Origin of the sequence: Bacillus sp. Cr_A10, assembly GCF_029222665.1 — a bacterium.
GTDB lineage: Bacteria > Bacillota > Bacilli > Bacillales_A > Planococcaceae > Psychrobacillus.
Genome location: NZ_JARHXR010000008.1, coordinates 209,349 through 234,491, shown reverse-complemented (window position 1 = coordinate 234,491; position 25,143 = coordinate 209,349). Strand labels below are relative to the sequence as shown.

Sequence of the window (25,143 nt, the reverse complement as noted above, 5' to 3'; positions counted from 1 at the left end):
AAATAAATACACACAAAAATTAAGACTTATGACTGCTTTGTGAACAAAAAAACCTTTATTTCCCTACCTTACCTGTTTCAGCTAGAACTCTTAATTGTTTGACCTCATGAGTAGTAAGCTCTCTCCATTCTCCCGCATTTAAACCATGCAGTGTTAAAAAACCAAACTGCTCACGCTTTAATTTTTGCACAGGGAAACCGATTGCATCAAACATACGACGAACTTGTCTATTCTTACCTTCATGAATTGTAATTTCTACAATAGCTTTATTTGTCTTTCTTTCAGAAGACAATAGTTTTACCCGAGCAGGAGCAGTTTTTCCATCCTCTAAAACAATTCCACGTTCTAGGGGACGTAATTGTTCTTTTAATGGAATACCTTTTACCCGCGCTACATACGTTTTATCTACTTTGAATTTAGGATGCGTTAAAGCATAAGAAAAGTCTCCGTCATTTGTAAGTAATAATAAACCTGAAGTTTCGTAGTCTAATCTTCCTACAGGATATAGACGCTCCGTAACATGAGGTAAGAGATCGGTCACAGTTTTTCTACCCTTATCATCCGATACAGCTGATATAACCCCTCTAGGCTTATAGAGTAAATAGTAAACTTTTTGCTCTTTTTCTAATTTAACTCCTTCTACTTCCACTGTATCCGAATCCGATACTTTTATTCCGAGTTCCGTGACTACTTTACCGTTTACTTTAACTTTTCCTTGTAGGATCAGTTCTTCTGATTTTCTTCTTGATGCTACCCCTGCATGAGCAAGTACTTTTTGTAATCTTTCCAATTAATTCACCTCGTCCATTCTTTCCACTAACATGAGTGAATTATGTCATACTTTCAGCCAAATTAAAAGAAGACAGTCTTTTTAGAAAAACTGTCCCCTCCGATTGTTTATTTTATTTTATCTACTTTAAATCGTAAAGCAAGTTCATTATTAATGTAGACATTCCACATATATGGATTGGAATCTTTTTTCCTTGGTATATGTAAAACATTTTGGAGTTGCTCTTTTTCATCTTTGTTTAATAGTAATATATAGTCTTTTTTAACCTTGATTACTTCTTTATTAAAAATTTTATATTTACCTTTTTCCACTACTTTAACGTTTTCATATTTTGCGAAAATATTATCAGCTAATGCAGTATGTGTCTTCCAATCATTTGAGTTATTCAATGTCACAACGATTATTTCTTTCGAACCATCTTTAAAATAAGTAACAAGCGTTCTGCCTGCTCTTTTTGTAAAACCAGTTTTACCAGCAATAGCTTGATCTGAATAATGGAGAAGTTTATGTTTGTTTTTCCAAATCACATTTCTCTCTTTTGGTCGAAACGTTTTGGCGGAAGCTATTTTCTCAAAATCTTCATCTTTAAGGGCAAGTCGAAGCATATTAGCCATATCTATTGCAGAAGAATAATGATCATCATGATGAAGTCCTGACGGATTAGTAAAATGTGAATTTTCTAGTCCTGCAAGTTGCATTTTCTCATTCATCATTTTGACAAATCCTTCAACCGACCCCCCTGCATGTTCAGCAAGTGCATAGGCAGCATCGTTACCCGATTGTAAAAGAAGACCATAAAGAAGAGATTCTACAGTCCATACTTCACCAGCTTGTAAATATAAAGAAGATCCTTCTTGCGAGGCTGCTTGTGTTGAAATCGTAATTTCTTCATCTAAATCAGAAGCATCAAGAACTGTTAAAGCTGTCCAAATTTTTGTTAGACTAGCAATCGGTAGCTCTGCATGAGCATTGCTTCCCTCTAGTAATCTACCAGAGTTAACATCAATGGCTACGTAAGAGGAAGAAGCCTCTACACCAGTTGTTTGCCAAAATAGCAAGAACATCAAGATAAGCAGTGTTTTTTTGAAAATATTATTTACTCCTCTTTAATTTATTCCTGATTTACAAATGCTTCCTGGAACTTCGTCATAAACAAGTCAGTGTCTTCCATATCATCCACTGCAATTTCATCCGGAAGTGGTGGAAGTGCTGAAATATTCTTTAATCCAAAATATTGAAGGAATTCGTTTGTAGTACCATATAAAATGGCTCTACCAGTGCCTTCTGCTCGACCAACTTCTTGAATAAGACCTTTAGCAGATAAAGTATAAATTGGTCGTTCTGATTTCACTCCACGAATGTCCTCTATCTCAACCCTCGTGATTGGTTGCTTATACGCAATAATAGCTAGTACTTCTAAGGATGCTTGAGAAAGAGACTGAGTAGTGGGATTCTCAACCAATTTTTGTATGCTTTGTACATTTTCAAGCTTAGTTACTAATTGATATGTACCTGCTAACTGTTTAATGATGATACCTCTTTCTTCCTTACTCTCGTAATCTACTATCATTTTTTCTATAGTTTCTGTAATCTGTTGTTCTGTCGTTTCAGTCAAAAATGCTAGTTGTTTTATTGTTAAACCATCATCTCCACTTACAAACAACAAGCTTTCAATTTTACTCATCAATTTCATCGTCGAATTCACTTTCAAAATCTTCCTTTCGCAATAGAACAAATAATTCCTCAAAATTGCTTTTTTGTTCTACTTGAACAATCTGCCGCTTCATTAACTCTAGTAAGGATAAAAAAGTTGTTACAATTGTCGTTTTATCCCTAGTAGGAAAAAGATTATAAAATGATATTTTTCCCCCACTTTTCTTTAAAGTGGATATAACATTTTTCATCTGATCTTTTATCGAAATTTCTTGTTTACTTATTCGAGTATGAAGTGGAGCATTCAATTGTTTCCTTCTAAGCATTTTTTGGAAGGCACCCAACATATCATACACATTTACATCAAGTTCAAATAATGCTAACTGCTTACTATCCTGAAAACCACTTAAATCAGCAGGAGGTCTTGTATAAAAGAGACTAGAAGATTCCTCCATCTCTTGTAGATTACTTGCCGCTTCTTTGTATTTCTTATATTCTATTAACTTTAAAACTAATTCATCCCTTGGGTCATCTAACGAAAGATCAAAATCATCATCCATTTCGTCATCTTGATGTATAGGGAGTAACATTTTACTTTTAATGGATAATAAAGTAGCTGCCATCACTAAATACTCGCTAGCTTCATTTAACTCGAGCACCCGCATAGCATGTATATGCTCCATATATTGTGATGTGATCTCCGCCATTTTAATATCATATATATCTATTTCCAAACGATTTATTAAATGTAATAATAAATCCAGAGGCCCTTCAAACGCCTCCGTTTTAACTTCATAAGACATAAAACTCCACCTATTATCGGTTTTTAACATCATTATAGAGGAAAGGTGATACTATTGCATCCTACATTCCATCCTAATTTCGTACAATTTATAAAAGAATTTAATGTGACACACGATTATTTTGAATGTCACGAGGTATTAGAAGATTATTGGAAAGAGGTTGCCCCAAAACAAAAAAGTCATCCTTTAACCGCGTTAATATTAATGTCTACAAGTATGTATCATTGGCGTAGGGGAAATAATCCAGGAGCTCTAAAAACCATGCAAACGAGTATAAAACGGTTAATAGAAACTAGTGGCTCACCTTTTTATGAAACCATTGATTATAGTAATCTAATACAGGACACTGCAAGTTCATTAATACATATGCAAGAAAACGAACCATTTCAGCCTTTTCTTGTTTCTATTAAAGATCCGTATTTAAACTCATTAGTAGAAAATTACAATATCGAAACTAGTTATGATAAAAATTTTCTTATTCATAAGCATATGCTAAGAGATCGTTCAGAAATACTTGCAGAGAGAGAAAAAAGCAAAAAAAGAAGAAATGACATTTTATAATGTCATTCTTCTTTCTTAACAGAACTTTAATCGGAATACATTAAGAATCTAAACCTCTTCATCTTCTGTCTTACATTTTTCGTAGAAAGCTTTAATATCCTCTGATGGTTGAATAGATGTTGTATGTAAAATAGATGGCAAATTCTGTATCATATCTTTTCCTATACCTTCTCCTCGATGAGAAGGATTGACTGAAATATGTTGAATGATTCCATCTGTACCATTCATTCTAACACCAATTAGCCCTACTAGATCTTCATCTTTTTTCCAAAGAAACAAATGCCAATCGGGATCGGTTTCATATAGATGAATTGTTTCCAATAGTTTTTTCACGTCTTTCTCGTGAGGCATAAAGGAAAGTAGTCCCATTGATATTTTTTCAAATGTTTTTTTATAACGTAGCAACATAGTTAAGACCCTCTTTTAATTTCTTTAAAAGAATATTTTTACGTGACAATTTTTTCAATTACAAATTACTATTAGGAGCTATAAAGAACCAGTATATTAAACCCCAAATAATTCCAGCTAAAAGTAAAATAAGAAACAGAATAATGTTTTGTTTTTTCATCTTGTTTCACTCCTTTTCTAATGATAAAGGAAGGTCAAGATGGACAATATCTTCCAGCGTTTCTCTTCTTACCGCTAATTGATGTTTGCCATTTTCCACAAAAACGACTGCAGGTCTTACTAAACGATTGTAATTGCTAGCCATCGAATAGCCATATGCTCCTGTGCAAAACATTGCTAAAATATCCCCTGGCTCCGCTGTAGGTAATGAAATTTGTTCAATTAATTTATCACCTGATTCACAACATTTACCAGCGATTGTATAGTTTTCAACATTTTTTTCACCCATTTTATTTGCAATAACTGCATCATAAAGTGCTCCATACAATGCTGGTCGAATATTATCGGACATACCACCATCAACTGCTAAATACTTCCGTACATCTGGTACTTCTTTTTCAGAACCTATTGTATACAGAGAACTACCTGCATCTCCAACTAGTGATCTGCCTGGTTCAATCCAAATTTCTGGCATTGCCAAGTTAACTTCTTCCACTAAATCTTTAACAACCTTTATCATTTCTCTCACATAAACAGACGGCTCAAGAGGAGAGTCTTCTTCCGTATATTTAATACCGAAGCCCCCACCTAAGTTTAATACAGTACACAGGAATCCATAATTATTATACCATTCAATCATTTTTTTGATTAATTTTTCGGCTGCAACTTTAAATCCGATTGTTTCGAAAATTTGAGATCCAATATGGCAATGCAATCCAAGTAATTGAATATAATCATGTTGATAAACTTCTTGGAACGCTTTGTCAGCTTGTCCATTTAACAAATCGAATCCGAACTTGGAATCTTGTTGCCCTGTTGTAATATAGTCATGTGTATGTGCTTCTACGCCAGGAGTAACACGCAATAGAATATTTACTTTTTGATTGTGTTCTTTAGTTAACGTATCCAATAATTCTAATTCATAGAAATTATCTACCACGATACAACCTATTTTATGCTCAAGCGCCAACAATAATTCTTCTTTGCTTTTATTGTTCCCATGAAAGTGTATACGTTCAACTGGAAATCCAGCTTTTAAAGCGGTGAATAACTCTCCTGCCGAAACGACATCAAGAGATAAATTTTCTTGCTTCATTACTTGATACATTGCGACACTTGAAAATGCTTTACTTGCATAGGCAACTTGGGCTTGTACATTTTGTTCTTTAAACGTGTTATTAAATCCACGTGCACGCTCTCTAATTAGCGACAAGTCATATACAAATAGTGGTGTCCCATAAGTTTTAGCTAATTCTGTACTGTCGATTCCACCAATTAATAAGTGTCCTTTTTCATTTACAGCATGCTTTGATACCATCACCATGTCTCCCGCCTCTTTTCCTCTATTTCTATATGAACTTTACCACAGAAAATGAGGCAAATGCAATGTTATTCATGACCTTTTGCGAACAGGCGCTCGTGTAATAAAAGGTCTTTTTGCATCTGCAGGCATAGGAAATCTTATAAAAATACGTAAAAAAGCCTTAGGAAAGAAAGGAACAACTGGCCATAAATAGGGAACATTCAATGGTTTCACCGAGCACACATACCAAAACAAAATTACAAGAGCGATGAAAAACCCGTTTACGCCAAATATTGCAGTACTCAACAAAATAAACAATCTGAAAATTTTTGTCGTTATACTTAACTCATAAGATGGAATAGCAAATGTAAAAATTGCAGTGATAGCTGTATACAAAATTACTTCTGGAATAAACAAACCTACATCAACAGCCATTTGCCCGATTACCAATGCTGCAATAATTCCCATCGCTGTAGACAATGGGGTAGGTGTATGAATAGCTGCCAATCGCAGAAATTCTATACCAACATCTGCAAATAGAATTTGTAATAAAAGTGGTATTTCACTTAGCTTCTTCGGCCCTAAGAACTCTAATGCTTTAGGTAGAAATTCTGGATGCTTCGCAAATAAATACCACAAAGGTAAAAGAAATAAACTTAGTAGCACTCCTAAGTATCGCAACTGTCGTGCAACTGTACCAATTATAGGAGCCTGCCTATATTCTTCGGCATGCTGAAGATGGTGAAAAAGTGTTGTCGGAACAATAATGACAGACGGTGAAGTATCGACAACGATCACAATATGTCCTTCAAGTAAATGAGCTGCTGCAATGTCAGGTCTTTCGGTGAATCTTACAAAAGGCAATGGATGAAAGCCTTGTTTAAATAACCATTCCTCCAAGGCTTTATCCGTCATCGTGAACCCGTCATGATTAATTTGTTTTAGCCTATCACGAATCTGACCCAAATTATCTTCATTGGCTATGCCCTTAATAAAAGTAATTGCTATGTCTGTTTGACCTAAATTTGATACTTGATGTAATTCAAACCGCAAATCGGTATCACGGATTCTTCTTCTGATTAATGCCGTATTTTGTACGATATTCTCTGTAAAGCCATCACGAGAACCCCTTACTACTTTTTCATTATCTGGCTCTTCTGGCTGTCTACCTGGATATGATCTTACATCTATCGTATATACAGAGCCATTTTTTAATATAAATGTAACTTGTCCACTAAGAAGTGCTGCAAGCCATTTTTCCTTCGAATCATATTCTGTAATGGCGTGATAAGGAAAGTAATGCTCCATTACTCTATTCTCATCTAAATCTGTATGCCAATTATTATCTTGGACATTTGTTAACAATTCAGTAAGCACTAGCCCATCTACTAGACCATTTATATAGACAAGCAGTACTGGAAATTCGTATAAATGGGTATGCAATATTCCTACATCATACGATTCATTGACGCCAAACTTTTCTTTTAAGTACTCTTCTGCTTCTGACATATTAGAAAATAGCGGTTTCGTTTTAATCACCCATCTTTTGCTTTTGGATTATGCGCAAAACCAGCAGGTACCAACCAAGTTTTAAGCTGAGTTAAGATTTTCTTCTCTAATCTTGAGACTTGTACTTGAGATATACCTAATCGTTCTGCAATATCGCTTTGAGTACAGTCTAGGTAATATCGCAAATAAATAATCATCTGTTCTCTTTTTTCTAACTTTTCTACTAGTTCTCTAAGCGGTATATGATCAAATGACTTTTCAGAGCGCTCATCTTTCATTTGATCCATCAAAGTCAAAGCATCTCCACTTTCATTTTCATATAGTTGTTCTTGTAACGAAGCTGGATCTCTTAATGCATCTGTTGCCATGACTATTTCTTCTCTTGAAACTTCTAAAATACTTGCTAGTTCAAGTATAGTCGGTTGTCGTTCATGCTTTTTCATGAAGTCATCTGTTGCGTGACGGATTTTAAAATTCAGCTCTCGAATGGAACGACTAATTTTAACCATCCCATCATCTCTTAAGAATCTTTGAATTTCTCCAATAATCATCGGAACTGCATACGTGGAAAACTTAACTTCATAACTAAGGTCAAACTTATCGACGGACTTCATTAAACCAATACAACCAATTTGAAACAAATCTTCTAAGTCGGCCCCTCTTGATGCAAACCGTTGCACAATAGACCAAACAAGCCTCGTATTACCCTCAATCATCTGCTGTCTCGCTAATTTATCACCCGATTGCGATAAAGCAATTAACTCCCTCATTTTTTCTTGTGTAAGTAAAGTAGTCGGCTTATTATTCATCATCATTAGACAATCCTACATGACTCTTGAATTGGTACAAATTTCTTCGTAATGGTTACCGTTGTCCCCCTATCAGGAATAGAGTAAATGTCCACGTCATCACTAAAGCTTTCCATAATGGTAAACCCCATTCCAGAACGTTCTTCCTCCGGTTTCGTTGTAAAAAGAGGCTCACGTGCTTGATTGATATCTCGAATTCCTCTGCCAGAGTCAACAATAGAAACAACTATTTCTCTACCTATTCTTTGCGCATGAATTTCTATTTTCCCAACACCATCTTCGTCGTATCCATGAACAATTGCATTTGTTACTGCTTCTGAAATAACTGTTTTAAATTCCGATAATTCCTCAATGGTTGGATCAATTTCAGCAATAAAGCTAGACATTACCATTCTAGCTAACGCTTCATTCTCACTTTTGGCAATAAAAGATAATGTGATCTCATTGTCCATAAACGATTCCCCCTAAATTTGACATAATTTCAATTTCTGATTCGTTATAAATATATGGGCTTAAACCTGCAAACTCGAAAATTTTCTTCATCGTAGGGGATGGATTTACAATAATTGTTTGTCCATCTACTGGTGCAAGTTCGCGCATTCTACCAAGAATTAGACCGATTCCAGAGCTGTCCATAAAATGTAAATCTTTTAAATTCCAAACTATTACTTTAATAGAACCATTTTTGATCATCGGTACTATCTCATTGCGTATATCATGAGTTCCATGATGATCTAATTCACCTTTTAATCGAATAATAATTATTTCGTCTCCGACTTTTTCTACTTCGTGATACATAAAATCGCCTCCTCTGATAGCGCTATTCAACATTCACAAATGAAAATCCTTGCGCTTGACAAAAGTAGAAAAAATCATTGTTTTTTAGTTCATTTTCGACAAAGAATTATTCATTCCTAGTATAGGAATATTATTCTATTTCTAAACAAAAAATAGGCATCTCGCAAAAGTTTTTTTAAACTTTCGCAAGATGCCTACTTGTAATAAATTTAAGCTGTTATAATTTCATAAATAAGTGGTGGGGCTTCTTTTTGTGTATCTGCAATTTCAATGTTAGCAGTTAATTTGTCTAATACTTCTTGTACATTTTCTGTATTAGCATATAGGGTTGCAAGTGATTCGCCCTTCTTAACGTAATCACCAACTTTTTTCTGTAATACAATACCTACTGCAAGGTCGATCTCTGACTCTTTCGTAGCTCGCCCTGCTCCTAATAGCATTGCTGCAGTACCAATTTCATCTGCTTCCATGAACGTGATAAAACCATCCTGTTTAGCTGGAACATTAATGGTATATTTTGCTTGAGGTAACAATGAAATATCATCAATTATCGCATCGTTTCCACCTTGACTCTTAATAAACCTTTTAAAAATATCTAAAGCAGAACCGTCTTCTATAACTTTTAGGAGCATCTCTCTTGCTTCCTCTAACGAATCGGCTTTTTCTCCTACCACAACCATTTGGCTTCCTAAAGTCAAACAAAGTTCCGTTAAATCTTTTGGTCCTTTTCCTTTAAGCGTTTCAATTGCTTCAATGACCTCTAGTGCATTTCCAATCGCATACCCCAAAGGTTGACTCATGTCTGAAATGATAGCCATTGTCTTTCTTCCGACATTATTACCGATGCGTACCATTGCTTTTGCAAGCTCTCTAGCATCTTCTGTCGTTTTCATGAATGCTCCCTCGCCAGTTTTTACGTCTAAAACGATTGCTCCTGCTCCAGCTGCAATCTTTTTGCTCATAATGGAACTTGCGATAAGCGGTATACTATTTACGGTCCCAGTTACATCACGAAGTGCATATAACTTCTTATCCGCAGGAGTTAAATTACCACTTTGACCAATAACAGCGAGTTTAAGTTCGTTGACTTGTTTCTCAAACTGTTGTGGAGAAAGCTCAACATGAAACCCTTCAATTGCTTCTAGTTTATCGATAGTACCGCCAGTATGACCTAGACCTCGTCCACTCATTTTAGCAACAGGAACGCCACACGCAGCAACTAACGGACCTAGTACAAGTGTAGTTGTATCGCCAACTCCCCCGGTTGAGTGTTTATCGACTTTTATCCCTTCAATAGCAGACAAATCTATCTGCTCCCCTGAGTTTACCATTGCAAGCGTTAGATTCGCTCTCTCTTCATCATTCATATCTTGAAAGAAAATAGCCATTAGGAACGCACTGACTTGATAGTCTGGAATGGTATTATTCGTATATCCTTGTATAAAGAAGTCTATTTCAGCTTTCGTTAAAGAATTTCCGTCTCTTTTCTTTTCAATAATATCAATCATTCTCATTGTTTTGACCCGCCCTTTATTTTAGTAAGGATAAAAAGCTTTCTCCAAATTTCGTTTTTGATACTCCAAAGTTTTCGGCAATAGTTGCCCCGATATCAGCAAATGTGTTACGTAAAGGAAGTTCTTTCATCTCTTTTAACAGTGGAGAATATACTGTCAAAGGAACAAATTCACGTGTATGGTCCGTTCCTGGCATTGTAGGATCATTCCCATGATCTGCAGTAATAATCAATAAATCTTCTTCTGTTAACTTTGGTAAGACTTCTGTTAAGCGTGCGTCAAACTCTTCTAAAGCTTTCCCATATCCAAGTGGATCACGGCGATGCCCAAATGATGCATCAAAATCTACTAAATTTAAAAAGCTTATGCCAGTAAAGTCTTTGTCTAATGTTGTGATGAACTTATCCATTCCATCCATATTATCTTTCGTGCGTTCGGTAGAAGTTATTCCTTCCCCATTAAATATGTCGTTTATTTTGCCTAAAGCTATCACATCTAAACCAGCATCTTGTAATTCATTCATAACTGTTCTTCCAAAGGGCTTTAAAGCATAATCATGTCTATTGGATGTTCGTATGAAGTTTCCAGGTTCTCCGATAAATGGACGTGCAATAATTCTTCCAACTAAATATTCAGGTGAGAGAGTTAGTTCTCTTGCAATTTCACAAATCCGATATAGTTCTTCAAGTGGAACTATTTTTTCATGTGCAGCTATTTGGAGTACTGGATCAGCTGAAGTATATACAATAATTGCTCCAGTTTTCATATGTTCTTCACCAAGTTCGTCTAGTATTGCAGTACCACTAGCAGGTTTATTACCAATTACCTTACGTCCAGTTTTTTCTTCTAAAGCTGAGATTAATTCTTCTGTAAATCCATTAGGATATACTTTGAAAGGTTTATCGATGTTTAAACCCATGATTTCCCAATGACCCGTCATAGTATCCTTTCCTACAGAAGCTTCTTGCATTTTTCCATAATACGCTGAAGGATGTTGGACAGGTGAAATACCTTTTATCGTTTCTATATTTCCTAACCCTAATTTTTGCATCTCTGGCATATTCAAGCCGTTCATTTTTTCAGCTATATGTCCTAAGGTATGTGATCCTGCATCCCCAAATGCTTCCGCATCTGGTGCCTCACCTATTCCAACTGAGTCCATGACGATGACATGGATACGTTTAAATTTACTCATCTTTTTCCCTCCCACTATTTACTTCTAGTTTACCAAAATTTTTAATAAAGTACAGGTCAGACCTCTGACAAATTTTAAAGTTATGCTCTTGGATGAAATTGTCTATAAACTTCTTTTAAACGAGTTTTACTTACATGTGTATATATTTGTGTCGTTGAAATATCTGCATGACCAAGCATCTCTTGAACCGCTCGTAAATCGGCTCCATTTTCAATCAAATGAGTAGCAAAAGTGTGTCGAAGTACGTGTGGAGTGATTTCTTTTGTTATTCCTGCATTCATAGCATGCATTTTTAACAACTTCCATATCCCTTGTCTAGTTAATCTTTTTCCTCTTTGATTAATAAATATGGCATCCGTCTTCTCAGTAGCTTTTAATAATTTTGGACGTGCCTCTTCAATATAATTTTGGCACGCTTTTATAGCTGCTCCACCTAATGGTATAATACGCTCTTTCCCACCTTTTCCGAAGCAACGAACAAATCCCATAGTTAAATGTAAGTCTTCCAAATTCAAATTTAGACACTCACTAATACGCATACCACTTGCATACATTAATTCAAACATTGCTAAATCTCGTTTACCTTGAGGCTTTGAAACGTCGATACTACTTAATAAATTGTTTAATTCTTCTACGGAAAGGAAATTTGGTAATTTTTGATCCATCTGTGGAATTTCCAAATGGATGGTGGGATCCTGGTTTGTCACTTTATCTCTCAACAAAAATTGATGAAACGAACGAATCGAAGAAATATGTCTAGCAATAGATCTTGGACTTTTCCCTTCTGACTTTAACTTTCGTAAGTGAATAAGAATATTCTGGCGCTCTACTTCATCTAAACTATGTAATTTTTGTTCGTTAAAAATATGATTTATATAATCCATTAAATCTTTTTTATAGGATATTAGTGTGTTATCTGCCAATTGCCGTTCAATCCGTAAAAAATGCAAATAATCTTCTAATTGAAGCATTCCTTTTTTCATTGTTTACCTCCTTATAAAAAAAAGGATAGCAATTTGCTATCCTCAGATTGTTGATAAATACTTCCTTTAAATCTATTTATCTTGGCAACGGTGGCATATTCCGTGAAAAGTTAATCGATGGTCCTTAATTATGAAATTCCATTTTTTTTCAACGATCGCTTCCACGTCTTCTAATAAATCTTCTTGAATTTCATCTACTGCTCCACATTCAATACAAACAAGATGGTGGTGAAAATGAGCGGCTCCCTCTTGTCTTAAATCATAACGCGATACGCCATCTCCAAATTGAATCTTATCGACAACATTCAATTCATTTAATAATTCTAATGTACGATAAACTGTAGCAAGCCCTATGTCAGGAGATTTCTCTCTAACTAGTAAAAATACATCCTCAGCACTTAAATGATCTTCTTCATTTTCAAGCAATACTCGGACTGTCGCTTCGCGCTGTGGCGTCAGTTTATAGCTCGCACCAGATAATTGTTTTTTTATACGATCAATACGGCTTTCCATATGACGCCTCCTTAAACTTCTTACATTATACCAAATAGTGAATTCTAATGACAAGAGATTCACACGATAATAATTATTAATAAAAACTAATTATTAAATAATACAAATGGTATAACAAAGAACTCTATAATTATAATAATTATATAGAAGGACAACGTAAACAAATTAACCCGATTTGCTAGAGCTAGAAGAAGGATGCAATATACTAATTGAAACGGAAACCACCAAAACACATATGGATAAGTGGATTCTTGGGTTTGTAATAGATAACTAGAACAAAAACCATAAAAAGTAATCTTAAATGCACAAATAACTAATATTAGTTTTCGTAAATATCGGTGTTGATAAAATAAAAAAAATACAACTGCTATCATCAAGTGCGGAAAAATAGTTTCTAGAAAAGTAGGTTGTTCTGCCAAGAGAACACGAGCGTCCAAGAGATTAATAATCCATTGCTGTTGTTCTGTAGTACTTTTTTCGAATAGTATTAAACCACCAATAAAACTAAATACGAGCACGCATAATGAAATGAAAATAGTATAAGTCTGGTTCGATTTGAACACCTCCCTATCTATTTCCATCATATGCTTGTACAAAGATTAAATATGCCAACATAAACTCAAACAAAACTATTTAAAATATAAATATCTAAGTTAATTTCATAATAGGGAATTAAATATTGAAATCCAAACAAAGTGGATTTCCACTTCAGGTGGACGCTTTCCGCGGGCTTGGCTTCAGCCTCCTCGGAGCTACAAAAACATGTGCTCCTGCGGTTACTCGTCGCAAAGACACTGGCCAAATAAAGTTCGGCCAGCGTCTTTCCTGCGGGGTCTTCAGCTCAAGCTAATCCCGCAGGAGTCGCCGCCTTCCGCTCCAATCAAGTAATCATAACTCTATTAAAGGAATGTTTTAAAATAATTCTATCCCAATATTCGTATGTTTAGTAGTAGCAATTATGAAATTCCCTTATCTATAAAATCAATTTTCTTTCAAATAGTTTTTTAACCAAAGAAAAGCAAACGCTGTTTTAGCATCATAAACTTGCTTATTTTTAATAAGAGATCCCATTTCTTCCAATGATACATACATTAATTCTACAAACTCATCTTCATCAAGATTTGCTTTTACTGTCATTTTTTCTATATTTCCTGCAAAATAAAGATGGATAATTTCATCTGCAAAACCAGGAGATGTAGCAAATGATTGAATATAGATTAGTTTACTTGTCGTGTAACCTGTTTCTTCTTCTAATTCTCTTAATGCTGTTACTTCTGGTGGCTCCCCAGGTTCGATTTTTCCAGCTGGAATCTCAATAATTGAACGTTCTAGAGCTTTTCTATATTGTTCCACCAATACAATCTTTTTATCTTCTGTTAGAGCTATTATAGCTACAGCCCCTGGATGTTTAACTATTTCCCTATTGCTCTTTTCCCCGTTTGGTAATAATACCTCATCCACTTGTAACGTAATAATTCTACCTTTATATTTAAGGTCAGTTTGAATTGTTTTTTCCTCAAATTTTTTCATCACTCTACTTCCTTTCATTTGAAACTGTATAATTCTCATTGTACCATGTAGTAAAGGATGTGATAAATCTTGGAAAAAAGACAGCTTGGTAAAAGTGATTTATATCTTTCGGAGATTGGTCTAGGCTGTATGTCACTACCAACAGATCAACTAATGGCTAATAAAATTATTCAACTCGCTCTTGATAATGGCATTAACTATTTTGACACGGCAGATTTATACAACAAAGGAGAAAATGAAAAAATTGTCGGAAATGCATTGAAGAATAATCGTAAAGATATAATTCTTGGAACAAAAGTCGGCAATCGTACTAATGAAACAGGAGAAGGCTGGACATGGGATGCATCAAAAAAGTGGATAACTACAGCAGTTCACGAATCACTTAAGCGACTGCAAACGGATTATATAGACGTTTATCAATTGCATGGTGGCACTATGGAGGATGACGTTGATGAAGTAATTGACACGATGGAATCGCTGAAAAAGGATGGACTTATTCGTGAATACGGAATTTCTTCTATTCGACCAAATGTAATTGATCGCTTTTTATCGAAAAGCAATGCAGTATCTGTAATGATGCAATATAGTTTATTAGATCGAAGACCTGAAGAATGGTTTTCCTTACTGGAAAAAAATGAAGTTTCTCTTCTAACACGCGGAACTTTAGCAAAAGGCTTATTAACTCCAGAAGGGATAAGCCGAGCAAACAAAACAGACGAATATTTGTCCTATTCAAAAGGTGAATTAATCGAGACGATTGAAAATCTTCAATCATTAGATAAGCCCCTTAACTCGATAGCTCTTCAATATGTATTACAAAGTAAAGTTACAGGTTCGATGATAATTGGTGCTAGTAGTTCTCAGCAGTTATTAGAGACATTTCATGCTTACAAACAGCATGTTTCTGTAGGCATACTTGATAAAGTAAGTGAATTTACCAAACAAGATGTTTATAAGGAGCATAGAGTATAATCTATCATTAGAATAGCTAAAAATAAGTAGACTACGTATCTCAAAATGGTTCTCGGAGCCCTGTGAACAGACTTTGGCCAACATATAAGAGAGGAGGGCAGTGACTACCGTCACTACCCTCCTCTCTTTTGTTGGTAATCCTATTACTGAAAGTAGCCAACTTGTAACTTTAGATTACTTTGCCTTATTCATCTATTATTATGTGAGTGCTTACTATTTTACTGAAATTCCTCATATAACAATACATCAACACGCGTGATATGCCTATTAAAGGTCAACTATTTATTATTTCCATTCTCTATCAGTATACCCTTTAGCTTTAATGCCTTCATTTACTTCCTTGATTATCGCTTCTCCGCCTTTTTTCAAGTACTCATCAACAAGATTATCCCAATCAGATATCGGTCTTTGACCAGCAATCATTTTAGATTGTTCATTAATCAAAAATTGCATTAAATCAGTACCCTTTTCTTGATTTGTTGGTGACAAGACTCCGTATGAAGGATCAACATATAGTTGATTTGACTCGAACATCTCCTGTAATGACGCTGTCATTTCCTTCAACTCCGGCAACTTGTAATCGTCGGCATAATTAATCTTTGCATCCGTTGGAACTTGCTCTCTGTTATCTAAGAAGTAAGTCGAAGGTGCTAGCCCGTCAGATGAGAATGTTGGAACTTGGACAGGAGCTCCATTTTCCATGTTATAACCAATTCCTTCTTTTCCTAAAAAGAAATCATAATCCTCATTTTGAGGATTCTTTTCATCTCTTGGATAGTATTTCTTTCCAAAGTCTATCATTTCTAAAGCTCGATAGATTTTCCCCTCATCTTCTGCAAGTTTTGCATTTAAAGCAAGAATTCCCGAATAACCCGATCCCATTGTAAAACCTTTCGATTTATCAGGTGCCTCAAATGGAGGTATTGCTACAAGTTTAGCATCTGGATTAGCTGCTAATAACCCTTCGAAATACGCTTCAGACATACCAGAGACTCCACCAACAAATATCCCAGCTTTGCCTGAATAAAATTCCGTGTTGGTACTTGCCCAGTCAAGTACTGCAAAATCTTTTGTCATTGCGCCTTCTTTATAAATGTTAGCAAAAAATTGAATTAATTCTTTTCTTCCCTCAGAAATCACACCAGGAATATAATCCCCGTTATCATTTTGGTGATACCATGCGTTAAAGTCCCAATAAGTTCCCATATTGAAGTTTGGATTTATATTTTCGCCAATTGCAACACCATAAGTGTCCGCTTTACCATTTCCATCTGGGTCGTCTTTTGTAAAAGCGATCGCAACTTCCTCCAGTTCCTTGTAATTCGTTGGAACTTCAAGACCTAATTTATCTAACCAATCCTTACGTATAACAGGGGTAACAGGATACGGCTGAGAATATCGTGGAATTCCGTAAATTTTACCATCCACTTTAAATGAATTGTAAATATAATCTGGGATATTACCTAGAGTTTCATAATGTGCTAAATAATCATCTAAAGGTAAAAATGCACCATCTTCAGCCCATTGATAAAATCGTGTATCTGTTCCAGGAAATCCAACTAAATCTGGCATAGAACCTGATGCTACAATAGCTGAAGATTTTTCAATATAATCTCCTTGCGGAATAATTTCTGGTTTGTAATCAACGTTAAATCGCTCATTTATCATGTCTAGCCCAGGGCTTGTTACAGGGGGAGGGTCACCAAAGCGAAATGTCATCCCTGTAATAGTATACTTTTCAGTATGATCGAACGGGTCAATTTCAATGTTTTTTTCTGTTTCAGTTGCAGTTTCTTTCTCTTTTGCTGTTTCCTTCCCATCCTCTGTCGTCTCATCTGAACAAGCTACCAATATAAAACTTAGGAAAAGAATTAGAAAACTAATAATCAAATGCTTTTTTCTCAAGTAAACCCCTCCATCATTTTTTTAAGTAAAAATATTATTTAAGTTCACTCAATACAGAAAAACTTTACTATTATCCTTTTACCGATCCAAGCATCACTCCTTTAGCAAAATGTTTTTGTAAGAAAGGATATACAATCAGTATTGGTAAGGTAGCTATTAAAATAGCAGCCATTTGAACTGTTTCCGGAGGAGGTAATGCTTCTAACATTGCTGCATGACCACCAAGAGCAGCATTTGGCTCATTCACAATTACAATTTGCCTTAAAATGACTTGTATTGGCCATTTCGCAGGATCGTTTAAATATAGTACTCCTGTAAAATAACTGTTCCAATGACCAACCGCATAAAACAGACCAAAGGCTGCTAAAGCTGGCTTCGATAAAGGTAAAATAATTTTAGAAAAAATTTGAATGTCATTGGCGCCATCAATAACCGCTGCCTCTGTTAGTTCTTCAGGTATACCTTTAAAAAATTGTGTCATGATGATTAGATTAAAAGGACTTATTGCAACCGGAATTATTAAAGCCCATAACGAATTTAATAAACCAGTTTCTTTCACAATAATGTAAGTAGGAATCATTCCCGCAGAAAATAATATCGTGAACAATACAAGGAACATGATCGTACGCTGACCAATAATATTTCTTGTTAATGTATAAGCCATTGTGGAGGTGAACACGAGATTCACAAATGTTCCTACCACTGTAATATAAATCGTTACAAAGAGGGACCGAATAAACTGGTCAGAACCCAAAATATAGGTATAAGCATCTGTCACCCATTCCTTTGGCCATAATAGGAATTCACTATTAAGTACATCACTTACACTCGAAAACGAAACTGAAAAAATGTAAAAGAAAGGAAAGAGCATTGTTAAAGCAATCAATAACAATAGAATGTTATTTATAACTTCCATAACCCTTTCACGACCTGTAGATTTAAACACAACCTAACCCCCTCACTTAAACAAAGATAAAGAAAATATTAACATATTAATATAAACCTTCTTCGCCAAACCTTTTAGCGAGCCTATTTGCTAGTACAACCAGCACTAAACCAATAATTCCTTTAAACAAGCCTACAGCTGTAGCAAAGCTAAAATTCGCCTGCTGTATTCCTTTGAAGTAGACATATGTGTCAAGAACATTCCCAGACTCCATATTAAAAGGATTTAGCATTAAAAATATTTGTTCAAAACCACTGTCCATTACATTTCCTAGACGAAGAATTAACAAGATGACAATTGTGCTTTTTAATGCTGGCAATGTAATATGCCACATTTGTCTTAATCGACTAGCTCCATCCATTACAGCAGCCTCATATAAGTGAGGACTGATACCGGACAACGCTGCTAAGAAAAGAATTGTTCCCCACCCGGATTCTTTCCAGATTACTTGAAAAATGACAATCGGCTTGAACATTGCTGGATCAGTCAAAAAAGGGATTGGGTTTATGTCCAAAAAATTTACTAGAAAACTATTTACCAATCCTTCACTTCTAAGAAAAATAACTGTTATTCCTACTACAACCACCCATGATAAAAAGTGCGGTAAATAAACGACAGACTGAAGAAACTTTTTATAAAGCTGATTCCTTATTTCATTTAACATTAAGGCAAGTATGATAGAAATTGGAAAAGCAAAAAATATTTGTAACAAAGAGATTTGTAAGGTGTTCCAAATGACTTGAATGACTTCTGCATCCTCAAAGATCAATTTAAAATATTTTAACCCTACCCAGGGGCTATCAAAAAAACCACGAAATGGACTATAATCCTTAAATGCTAAAAGAATTCCAGCCATTGGAATGTAACGGTAAATGAGAAAATACAAAATACCAGGTAAAATTAGAAGTAATAGATAGCGATCACGCCATAATTTCTTTTTTATAGAATTCTTTCTTTTCTGTTTCGGGATTTTGATTGATACATCTAAAGTCGAATCAAGTGTATCAATATTCTTTTTTTTAGTTCCAATAACTAATTACCCCTTTCTCTTAAACTAGAAAGCTACTATAGATTACATGTATATTACATGTATTTATATAATAATAATTTAAATTTCAGAATTATTCAATATTTTTCAGGGATATTTTTTCTATTTTTTTCTTAATTTGTTCTTTTATTTCCTTCAAAAAGGATAAACACTTTGCTTGAAATAGTCATTAATATAAAACAAATCAGACTACCACCAAAAAAAGGAAGCAATCCCGGAATTTTAATCATAAAATAATACGGAAAGTAAAAACCTAGCACCATCATCACTGAGTAGAGAGGGTTGGAAAGGACAATAAGTAAACAGTTTTTAAAATATTGCTTAAAATTAAGTTTATAATGGACATAAATCGGAAGAGCATAAAGTAAAGCTACAATATAAATGCAACCAAGAATAAAAAAGAAAAAGGAAATTAACAGTCCCCATAGTGTTGAAATACCTCGAAAAAACAGTAAATCTACATATATGACTAGCCCTAAAATAGTCCATGCATACCCATATAAGTTTGCGTTAATAAATTCCTTGCGGTACTCGTCTTTAAAATGCGAAAACATGTTAATTTCGATGTCATCACCATGCATCCACTTTTTTAGGACCGAAAACATTGCTACACTAGAGGGAAAGAAGCCAGCAACCCCTGCCCCAATCACAATTCCCACACCCCACAGAATATTAAGATATGCAAGTTTCATAGCTAAGTCCAAGTAACGAAATATAGTGCCCCTCCATCCAGTAAGTTCCATATATTCACCCCTCTTTAGAACGAAATTAATTATCGAAAATTCAGTCTTTATTTCACAGATTTTATTCATTTTTGAAAATCAAAAGAATAAATCGACGTTATACGTTCCATTCTTCAAATTAAATTCTAGCAAGCCTTGTTTTGTATTATAGAAAACATCGTATTTACCCTTTTCCTCCTCACCATTAATACATATCTTTGTAGGAGGAGCAGTTTTTATAAAAATTTGAGTAACTTTATGAAGTTCAATTTGCAGCATTGCCTCTGTTTCCTCAAAATAGCCGGAGATATTCATCTTCTCTGTCGATTTAATAAAAGTGTCATCCTTCACCTTCAGAAAGCTACCATTCATTAGTGAAAATTTACTTGGAGAGTTATCGGTGAGATGAAATGAAACCCATCCCTGTTCTCCATGAAGACAAATCACTCCATTATCCGTAATTTGTAAGGCACTTTTCCTATCTTCATTTATAAGGATATAATCAGTAATGCCCTCACTTATACGGCTAACTTGCATTTGAAAAAATGTTCTATTACTATTCATTGAATAAGAGATATCACTTTTTAAAACTTTGGGAACAAGCATAGTGATTAGGTATTGCATCTTTTCCTTCTCACTAGGTACCACTGAAAGATATGATCCGTACTCCTCTGCTCCTTCATATTGCTCAATACTCTTAATTGTTTGGTGGGGATAGCAAATGTACAGAGATACTGAAGCTATTTCACCTCTAAAATCTATCCTGTTTTCTTCTGTTTTTTCTCCCGCCATTAATATCTTTTCATTTGCGAATATGGGAGAAGTTGTATGATATAGAAAGCTAGGAATGCTATCTGCTTTTTCCTTCACTAACTTATCAACCAGAATAAAATAGCTTTTGTCTACGTGTAAAATTTTTCTTTCCCATTTTGAGACACTTGCATCATAAGCGTGCGTTGCATCACCAATAACGTAGGAAAAGTTTGCGGAAGTATACCAATCTACAAACTTACTGCTCCCCATTTGTGTTTGTCCTACACCATTCATAAGCATGCTATTATGTCCAACAGTTCCAATAGTAAAATCTCTTCTAGAACCTTCTACATAATCCTGATATCCAGGATTCGTTATTAACCATTCGCCTGCAACATGTAATATAAAATTATTTTGATCATAATGGTTATGGTCTTTAGCAGATTGACTTGAATTAAAAGCCAAGAGGTGATCTTCCTCTTTCCAACCACTTCGAAGAGCAGCCCAGCCAATCCTAGAAAATATATTAGCATATTTATTCTTATAATAAATTTCTGGTTCCATTGGGTCAGGAATGCCATTTGTATGGATCAATGTTTCCAATTTACTATTTGCGAATTTATTTATGTACCAGCTAGCAATACGATTGTGATTTTTGGAAGCCAAAATCGCCATTGTAAAGGAAATATCTAAGCTATAAAAAGAATCCGAAAAATTAGCAAAGCTCGTTTTTCCTCCTGTTCCAAGCATGTAAATAAAAACATCTGGCAGAAAGTTAAAATATGAATGCTTCAGTAACGTATCATCTCCAGTAGAACGATAAAAAATATCTGCAGCCATTAAAATATGTCGTGCGGCCACATTCAAATACAACAAACCTTCAACATCAGAATCCTTCATCCTATTATCTAAATAATCTCTTAGATAGCTATAGGCGTTTAACAAAAATGGCTTGAGTTCATCCTTATTATCGCTATCATATATGGCAAGTGAACCAATAAACATTGCCACTTTTTTTGAAGCAATAATATTATGACTGTCATGATTGTTAAAATCCTTTATAAATGGCTGTAAACCTTTTGTAAATATAGCATCCCTAATTGTTCTTCTTTCGTTCATAGTTAACGTGCTATAAATTGCATCATAACCGATTGCTGCTCCTATTGTGAAATGAGCATTACTTAAATTCCCCTCTGAACCCCTATGCGGAAATTCAAACCATCTAGTAAAAGAAGATAATTCAATAAGGTACGCCTTCACCTTATTAGCAAACCTTATTTCCTTAGTCATTCCATAGGCAAATGCTAAAACATTGATTCTTTCCTCAATTGCGCGAGAAAACATGGTCCAAAAAGGGTAATCAGTATATCCAGGGGGGTCGCCAATAGGCTCTAATTGCTTCAGAGGTAAAGTGATATCCAACGTTACAGAACAGCTTGGATAGGACAAAGTAAAACCTTGTTCTACAATATATGACTCCGCCAATTTTATAGTATTTTTCCAAATGTCACTAAATTCGTTTTTCTCCACTCGAGCTTTAATTTCTCTTATTTCCATTTCATTCATTAGAATCCTAGGATTTGGCTTTATTGACTTTAGAGACTGGGATAATACCATAACAACTATTACACCCCTTATTTATTCTGATTATCCAAGTTTAATAAAGTATCTCTACATTTACTTCTTAACAGTAGCTTGTTTTTGATTTATTAAGTCTTCAATTCTTTTACACGTTTCGTCAGCTTTTTCCATATTAGCCCAAAAGAATTGCATTTCCCGTTCAACTAACTCAAACTCATCGATCGTCAAATTAAGATCTCTAATTGTATACACACTCTTCATTACATTTTTAAAAGCATTATAGTTTTCTGGATGTATTCCAGGTTGTAGTAAATTATTATCTTCCGCAACAAAGCGAAGCATTGGAATTGTACAGCCGTTTTGCTTTATTAGAGTTTGTGCTTCCGTACTGACCATAAAACTTACAAAAGCCTGTGCAGCTTCTTTTATATTGCTACTTGCACTAATTCCTAGAGCACCACCTAGGAGAAGACTTGCCGGCACCTTTTTTTTAGGTGGTGGAAGAACATCCCATTTAATCTTGTGATCTCTAAATTCATTCATAAAGTAATAGGTGGTTAAGATCATTGCAGCACCTTCACGCATAAAAAGATTTTCAGCTAACTCATTACTGCCATGAGAGAATATTGGAGAGACTTGATGCTTATACATTAAATCACCACAGAAATTTAGCGCTTCACTATTTTCTTTACTATTCATGATCGAATTGGACAGATCATCTTCCATAAATTTCCCATCATTTTGCAAGAGAAATACTGGCCAACGATTAGTGGAAGACGAAAAGCAAAAGCCATATTCATTTATTAAACTGTTATTATTTAAACCTCTCGTTGTCCGGCGTGCCAGTTCAAGTAAGTCATTCCAATTTTCCATCTTGAAATCCTTTGAAATACCAGCTTCCTCAAACATTCGTCGGTTGTAGCAGATCATAACTGGTGAAAACACAAATGGCGTTACAGGAATTTCCTGATCAACTGAAAACATTTCAAATACTTTTTGATAGCTATCCTTCTCTGGATCAATGTGTTCAGGCAAATAAGGCTCCAGAATATCCAAACGATTCGTTTCCATCAGCTCACGGAAATGATAATCAGAAACAATAAATACATCCGGTCCATTTTCATGTTCAAGGGATTGTGTCAGATTGTATACGTATTGACTATTTGGTAATATTCGAAGATTTACTTTAGTAAAAGGATTAAGTTGTTCAAAACGTCTAATAATCTGTCTAATAATTTCAATTTCATAGGAATTCGAAAACCAGCCGAGAGTAATCGTCTGTTTTTGTGTTTCATTAGGAATAGTAACTCTATTGCCTTTTCCAGGTATTTTTTCAATAAGACCTTCATCGACTAGCTCGGCCAAGGCCTTCCTTATGGATACTCTACTTAATTCATACACCTTACTTAATGTATTTTCAGGAAGAATAAATTCCCCAGGTTTAATTTTCCCTGCTATTATTTCGTCTTTTAGAGCATGGATAAACTTATTGTAGCGGTTTTCAAATTCACTTTTACGTTTTAGCAATAAATACAACTCCCCTACAGATTGATTGCCCTATTTTAAATGAGAATGGAATGTTTTGCAAAGATGTTTTAAATCATTTTTTACACAACCAATAATCAAGAAATGAATAGGCAATTTGACGGATCTCAAACGGAAAATCATGTCCAGAGTTTCCTATAAGATATTTTATTTTTTCACCTTCCCCCAACCAATCATATAAAGAATTTAGTTCAACTAAACCTACTGCTGCTGGCTTCCAATGTGGAAATATTTTATCGTTTTGACCCATCCATAAAAAAAATGGGGTTGGGGCAACAAGGGCAGCAATTTCATGAAACTCAAATGGTACATTTCCATCATCTAGATAATCACTCACTTTAGGTAAATGGGTGAACCATTCTCTTCTACCCCAACGATGTATCTCAGGGTCTTGTTCAAATAGCGAGAATCCACAACTGCAAATGACAGCTTTTATTCTTTTATCAACAGTAGCTAAAAAGTAGCTATTATAGCCCCCAAGAGAATGACCTATTGCACCAATCTTTGAATGTTCTACTATAGTTAGCTCTTCCAACAAGCTTATTCCTTGTTGATGGTCTACAATCATTTTGGCTACCGCGGACCATTCTGGATGACTTTTATAAAAAGAAGCAGTTTGAAATGGCTTTTCGTTTTGGTGGACTCTTTCTCCTGCAGTAATAGTGTCAGGGGCTAAAACAATATAGCCTCTTTTAACAAGCTCTAGAGCATATTTTCTGTTTTCTCTTCCGCTTGAAGAGCTTATATCTTCCTTTCCGTTATCACTCGTTGGGTGCAAAGCAATAACTGCAGGGAACTTATTTTTGTTATTAGCATGTAATAAGTTTATAACATCGCTCTCTTTTCTTAACTCGCCTTGTTCAATGGATTTTGGTATTAACAGGTTTGCGGGTACCCAATCATTATAGACAGAGGCATACCTAATCCTGATTAAGTAATAGTCAGCGTAAACCTCCCAAGAGATAATCTTTTTGTTGGTTTTTACTAAAGGGGGAATACCACCTATACACTTCAGCCAATCATTTAATATGGTGGTTCTTTTGTTCATCCAATCATTCGAGTCATTTACGTTTCTTAGTAAAGGTGGTGCACCCTCTTTTTCCAATGTTCTTAATGTATACATGGTTTGTGTCCACTCCAAAT

At 34.9% G+C, this 25,143-nt stretch carries 24 protein-coding genes; 2 read left to right on the top strand and 22 right to left on the bottom strand.

Annotated features, from left to right (window positions below):
* Positions 1-55 precede the first annotated feature (55 nt).
* The 4 genes from P2Q73_RS06840 to P2Q73_RS06825 all read right to left on the bottom strand — a co-directional run bounded on the left by P2Q73_RS06840 (position 56) and on the right by P2Q73_RS06825 (position 3,246).
* A complete protein-coding gene (locus P2Q73_RS06840) occupies positions 56-790 on the bottom strand; it encodes a pseudouridine synthase (protein ID WP_053589829.1) in 735 nt (244 codons plus the stop codon).
* Positions 791-897: 107 nt separating this feature from the next.
* A complete protein-coding gene (locus P2Q73_RS06835) occupies positions 898-1,854 on the bottom strand; it encodes a D-alanyl-D-alanine carboxypeptidase family protein (RefSeq protein ID WP_275785191.1) in 957 nt (318 codons plus the stop codon).
* A 47-nt stretch (positions 1,855-1,901) separates the two neighbouring features.
* Positions 1,902-2,474, bottom strand: a complete 573-nt coding sequence (gene scpB / locus P2Q73_RS06830; protein WP_082460909.1) for an SMC-Scp complex subunit ScpB — start codon at positions 2,472-2,474, stop codon at positions 1,902-1,904.
* Positions 2,467-3,246, bottom strand: coding sequence for a segregation/condensation protein A (locus P2Q73_RS06825; RefSeq protein WP_053589832.1), 780 nt, complete (start codon positions 3,244-3,246; stop codon positions 2,467-2,469). The genes scpB and P2Q73_RS06825 overlap by 8 nt, the downstream gene beginning before the upstream one ends.
* 45 nt (positions 3,247-3,291) lie before the next feature.
* Between P2Q73_RS06825 and P2Q73_RS06820 the strand changes: the two genes are divergently transcribed.
* Entirely contained in the window at positions 3,292-3,807 is a 516-nt protein-coding gene (locus P2Q73_RS06820; protein ID WP_275785134.1) for a DUF309 domain-containing protein, read from the top strand.
* A gap of 48 nt (positions 3,808-3,855) precedes the next feature.
* Here P2Q73_RS06820 and P2Q73_RS06815 read toward each other — a convergent pair whose 3' ends face one another.
* The 11 genes from P2Q73_RS06815 to P2Q73_RS06765 all read right to left on the bottom strand — a co-directional run bounded on the left by P2Q73_RS06815 (position 3,856) and on the right by P2Q73_RS06765 (position 14,528).
* Complete coding sequence (locus tag P2Q73_RS06815) at positions 3,856-4,215, bottom strand: GNAT family N-acetyltransferase (protein WP_056829424.1); 360 nt, start codon at positions 4,213-4,215, stop codon at positions 3,856-3,858.
* Positions 4,216-4,381: 166 nt separating this feature from the next.
* Positions 4,382-5,698, bottom strand: a complete 1,317-nt coding sequence (gene lysA, locus P2Q73_RS06810; protein WP_275785131.1) for a diaminopimelate decarboxylase — start codon at positions 5,696-5,698, stop codon at positions 4,382-4,384.
* Between the two features lie 69 nt (positions 5,699-5,767).
* A complete protein-coding gene (locus P2Q73_RS06805) occupies positions 5,768-7,186 on the bottom strand; it encodes a spore germination protein (protein WP_053589836.1) in 1,419 nt (472 codons plus the stop codon).
* Positions 7,187-7,212: 26 nt separating this feature from the next.
* A complete protein-coding gene (locus tag P2Q73_RS06800) occupies positions 7,213-8,001 on the bottom strand; it encodes a SigF/SigG family RNA polymerase sporulation sigma factor (RefSeq protein WP_053589837.1) in 789 nt (262 codons plus the stop codon).
* Entirely contained in the window at positions 8,001-8,447 is a 447-nt protein-coding gene (gene spoIIAB / locus P2Q73_RS06795; RefSeq protein WP_053589838.1) for an anti-sigma F factor, read from the bottom strand. Before spoIIAB ends, P2Q73_RS06800 begins: the two co-directional genes overlap by 1 nt.
* Positions 8,437-8,793, bottom strand: coding sequence for an STAS domain-containing protein (locus P2Q73_RS06790; RefSeq protein WP_053589839.1), 357 nt, complete (start codon positions 8,791-8,793; stop codon positions 8,437-8,439). Before P2Q73_RS06790 ends, spoIIAB begins: the two co-directional genes overlap by 11 nt.
* A 209-nt stretch (positions 8,794-9,002) precedes the next feature.
* Positions 9,003-10,307, bottom strand: coding sequence for a pyrimidine-nucleoside phosphorylase (locus P2Q73_RS06785; RefSeq protein WP_275785126.1), 1,305 nt, complete (start codon positions 10,305-10,307; stop codon positions 9,003-9,005).
* Between the two features lie 16 nt (positions 10,308-10,323).
* Positions 10,324-11,502 (bottom strand): phosphopentomutase, encoded by a 1,179-nt coding sequence (gene deoB, locus P2Q73_RS06780; RefSeq protein WP_275785123.1) that lies wholly within the window; start codon positions 11,500-11,502, stop codon positions 10,324-10,326.
* Between the two features lie 80 nt (positions 11,503-11,582).
* Positions 11,583-12,485, bottom strand: coding sequence for a site-specific tyrosine recombinase XerD (xerD, locus tag P2Q73_RS06775; RefSeq protein WP_053589842.1), 903 nt, complete (start codon positions 12,483-12,485; stop codon positions 11,583-11,585).
* 72 nt (positions 12,486-12,557) lie between these two features.
* Positions 12,558-12,998 (bottom strand): ferric iron uptake transcriptional regulator, encoded by a 441-nt coding sequence (gene fur, locus P2Q73_RS06770; protein ID WP_053589843.1) that lies wholly within the window; start codon positions 12,996-12,998, stop codon positions 12,558-12,560.
* 981 nt (positions 12,999-13,979) lie between these two features.
* Positions 13,980-14,528, bottom strand: a complete 549-nt coding sequence (locus P2Q73_RS06765) for an NUDIX hydrolase (protein ID WP_275785118.1) — start codon at positions 14,526-14,528, stop codon at positions 13,980-13,982.
* 69 nt (positions 14,529-14,597) lie between these two features.
* Between P2Q73_RS06765 and P2Q73_RS06760 the strand changes: the two genes are divergently transcribed.
* Positions 14,598-15,500, top strand: a complete 903-nt coding sequence (locus P2Q73_RS06760; protein WP_275785115.1) for an aldo/keto reductase — start codon at positions 14,598-14,600, stop codon at positions 15,498-15,500.
* Positions 15,501-15,785: 285 nt separating this feature from the next.
* Here the strand turns inward: P2Q73_RS06760 and P2Q73_RS06755 are convergent, their stop codons facing one another.
* The 7 genes from P2Q73_RS06755 to P2Q73_RS06725 form a co-directional block, all read right to left on the bottom strand.
* Positions 15,786-17,405: an extracellular solute-binding protein gene (locus P2Q73_RS06755; RefSeq protein WP_275785112.1), complete on the bottom strand. Its 1,620-nt coding sequence runs from the start codon at positions 17,403-17,405 to the stop codon at positions 15,786-15,788.
* 70 nt (positions 17,406-17,475) lie between these two features.
* Positions 17,476-18,321: a carbohydrate ABC transporter permease gene (locus P2Q73_RS06750; protein WP_156350756.1), complete on the bottom strand. Its 846-nt coding sequence runs from the start codon at positions 18,319-18,321 to the stop codon at positions 17,476-17,478.
* A 76-nt stretch (positions 18,322-18,397) separates the two neighbouring features.
* A complete protein-coding gene (locus P2Q73_RS06745) occupies positions 18,398-19,327 on the bottom strand; it encodes an ABC transporter permease (RefSeq protein ID WP_056829413.1) in 930 nt (309 codons plus the stop codon).
* A gap of 185 nt (positions 19,328-19,512) precedes the next feature.
* Positions 19,513-20,142, bottom strand: a complete 630-nt coding sequence (locus P2Q73_RS06740) for a YesL family protein (protein ID WP_275785110.1) — start codon at positions 20,140-20,142, stop codon at positions 19,513-19,515.
* 78 nt (positions 20,143-20,220) lie between these two features.
* The gene (locus P2Q73_RS06735) at positions 20,221-22,431 is read right to left on the bottom strand and encodes a heparinase II/III domain-containing protein (protein ID WP_275785108.1); all 2,211 of its coding nucleotides are present in this window, start codon (positions 22,429-22,431) and stop codon (positions 20,221-20,223) included.
* A 120-nt stretch (positions 22,432-22,551) separates the two neighbouring features.
* Positions 22,552-23,982: an extracellular solute-binding protein gene (locus tag P2Q73_RS06730; protein WP_275785106.1), complete on the bottom strand. Its 1,431-nt coding sequence runs from the start codon at positions 23,980-23,982 to the stop codon at positions 22,552-22,554.
* A 73-nt stretch (positions 23,983-24,055) separates the two neighbouring features.
* On the bottom strand, positions 24,056-25,123 hold the full coding sequence (locus P2Q73_RS06725; protein ID WP_056829402.1) for a dienelactone hydrolase family protein: 1,068 nt from the start codon (positions 25,121-25,123) through the stop codon (positions 24,056-24,058).
* Between the last annotated feature and the right edge of the window lie 20 nt (positions 25,124-25,143).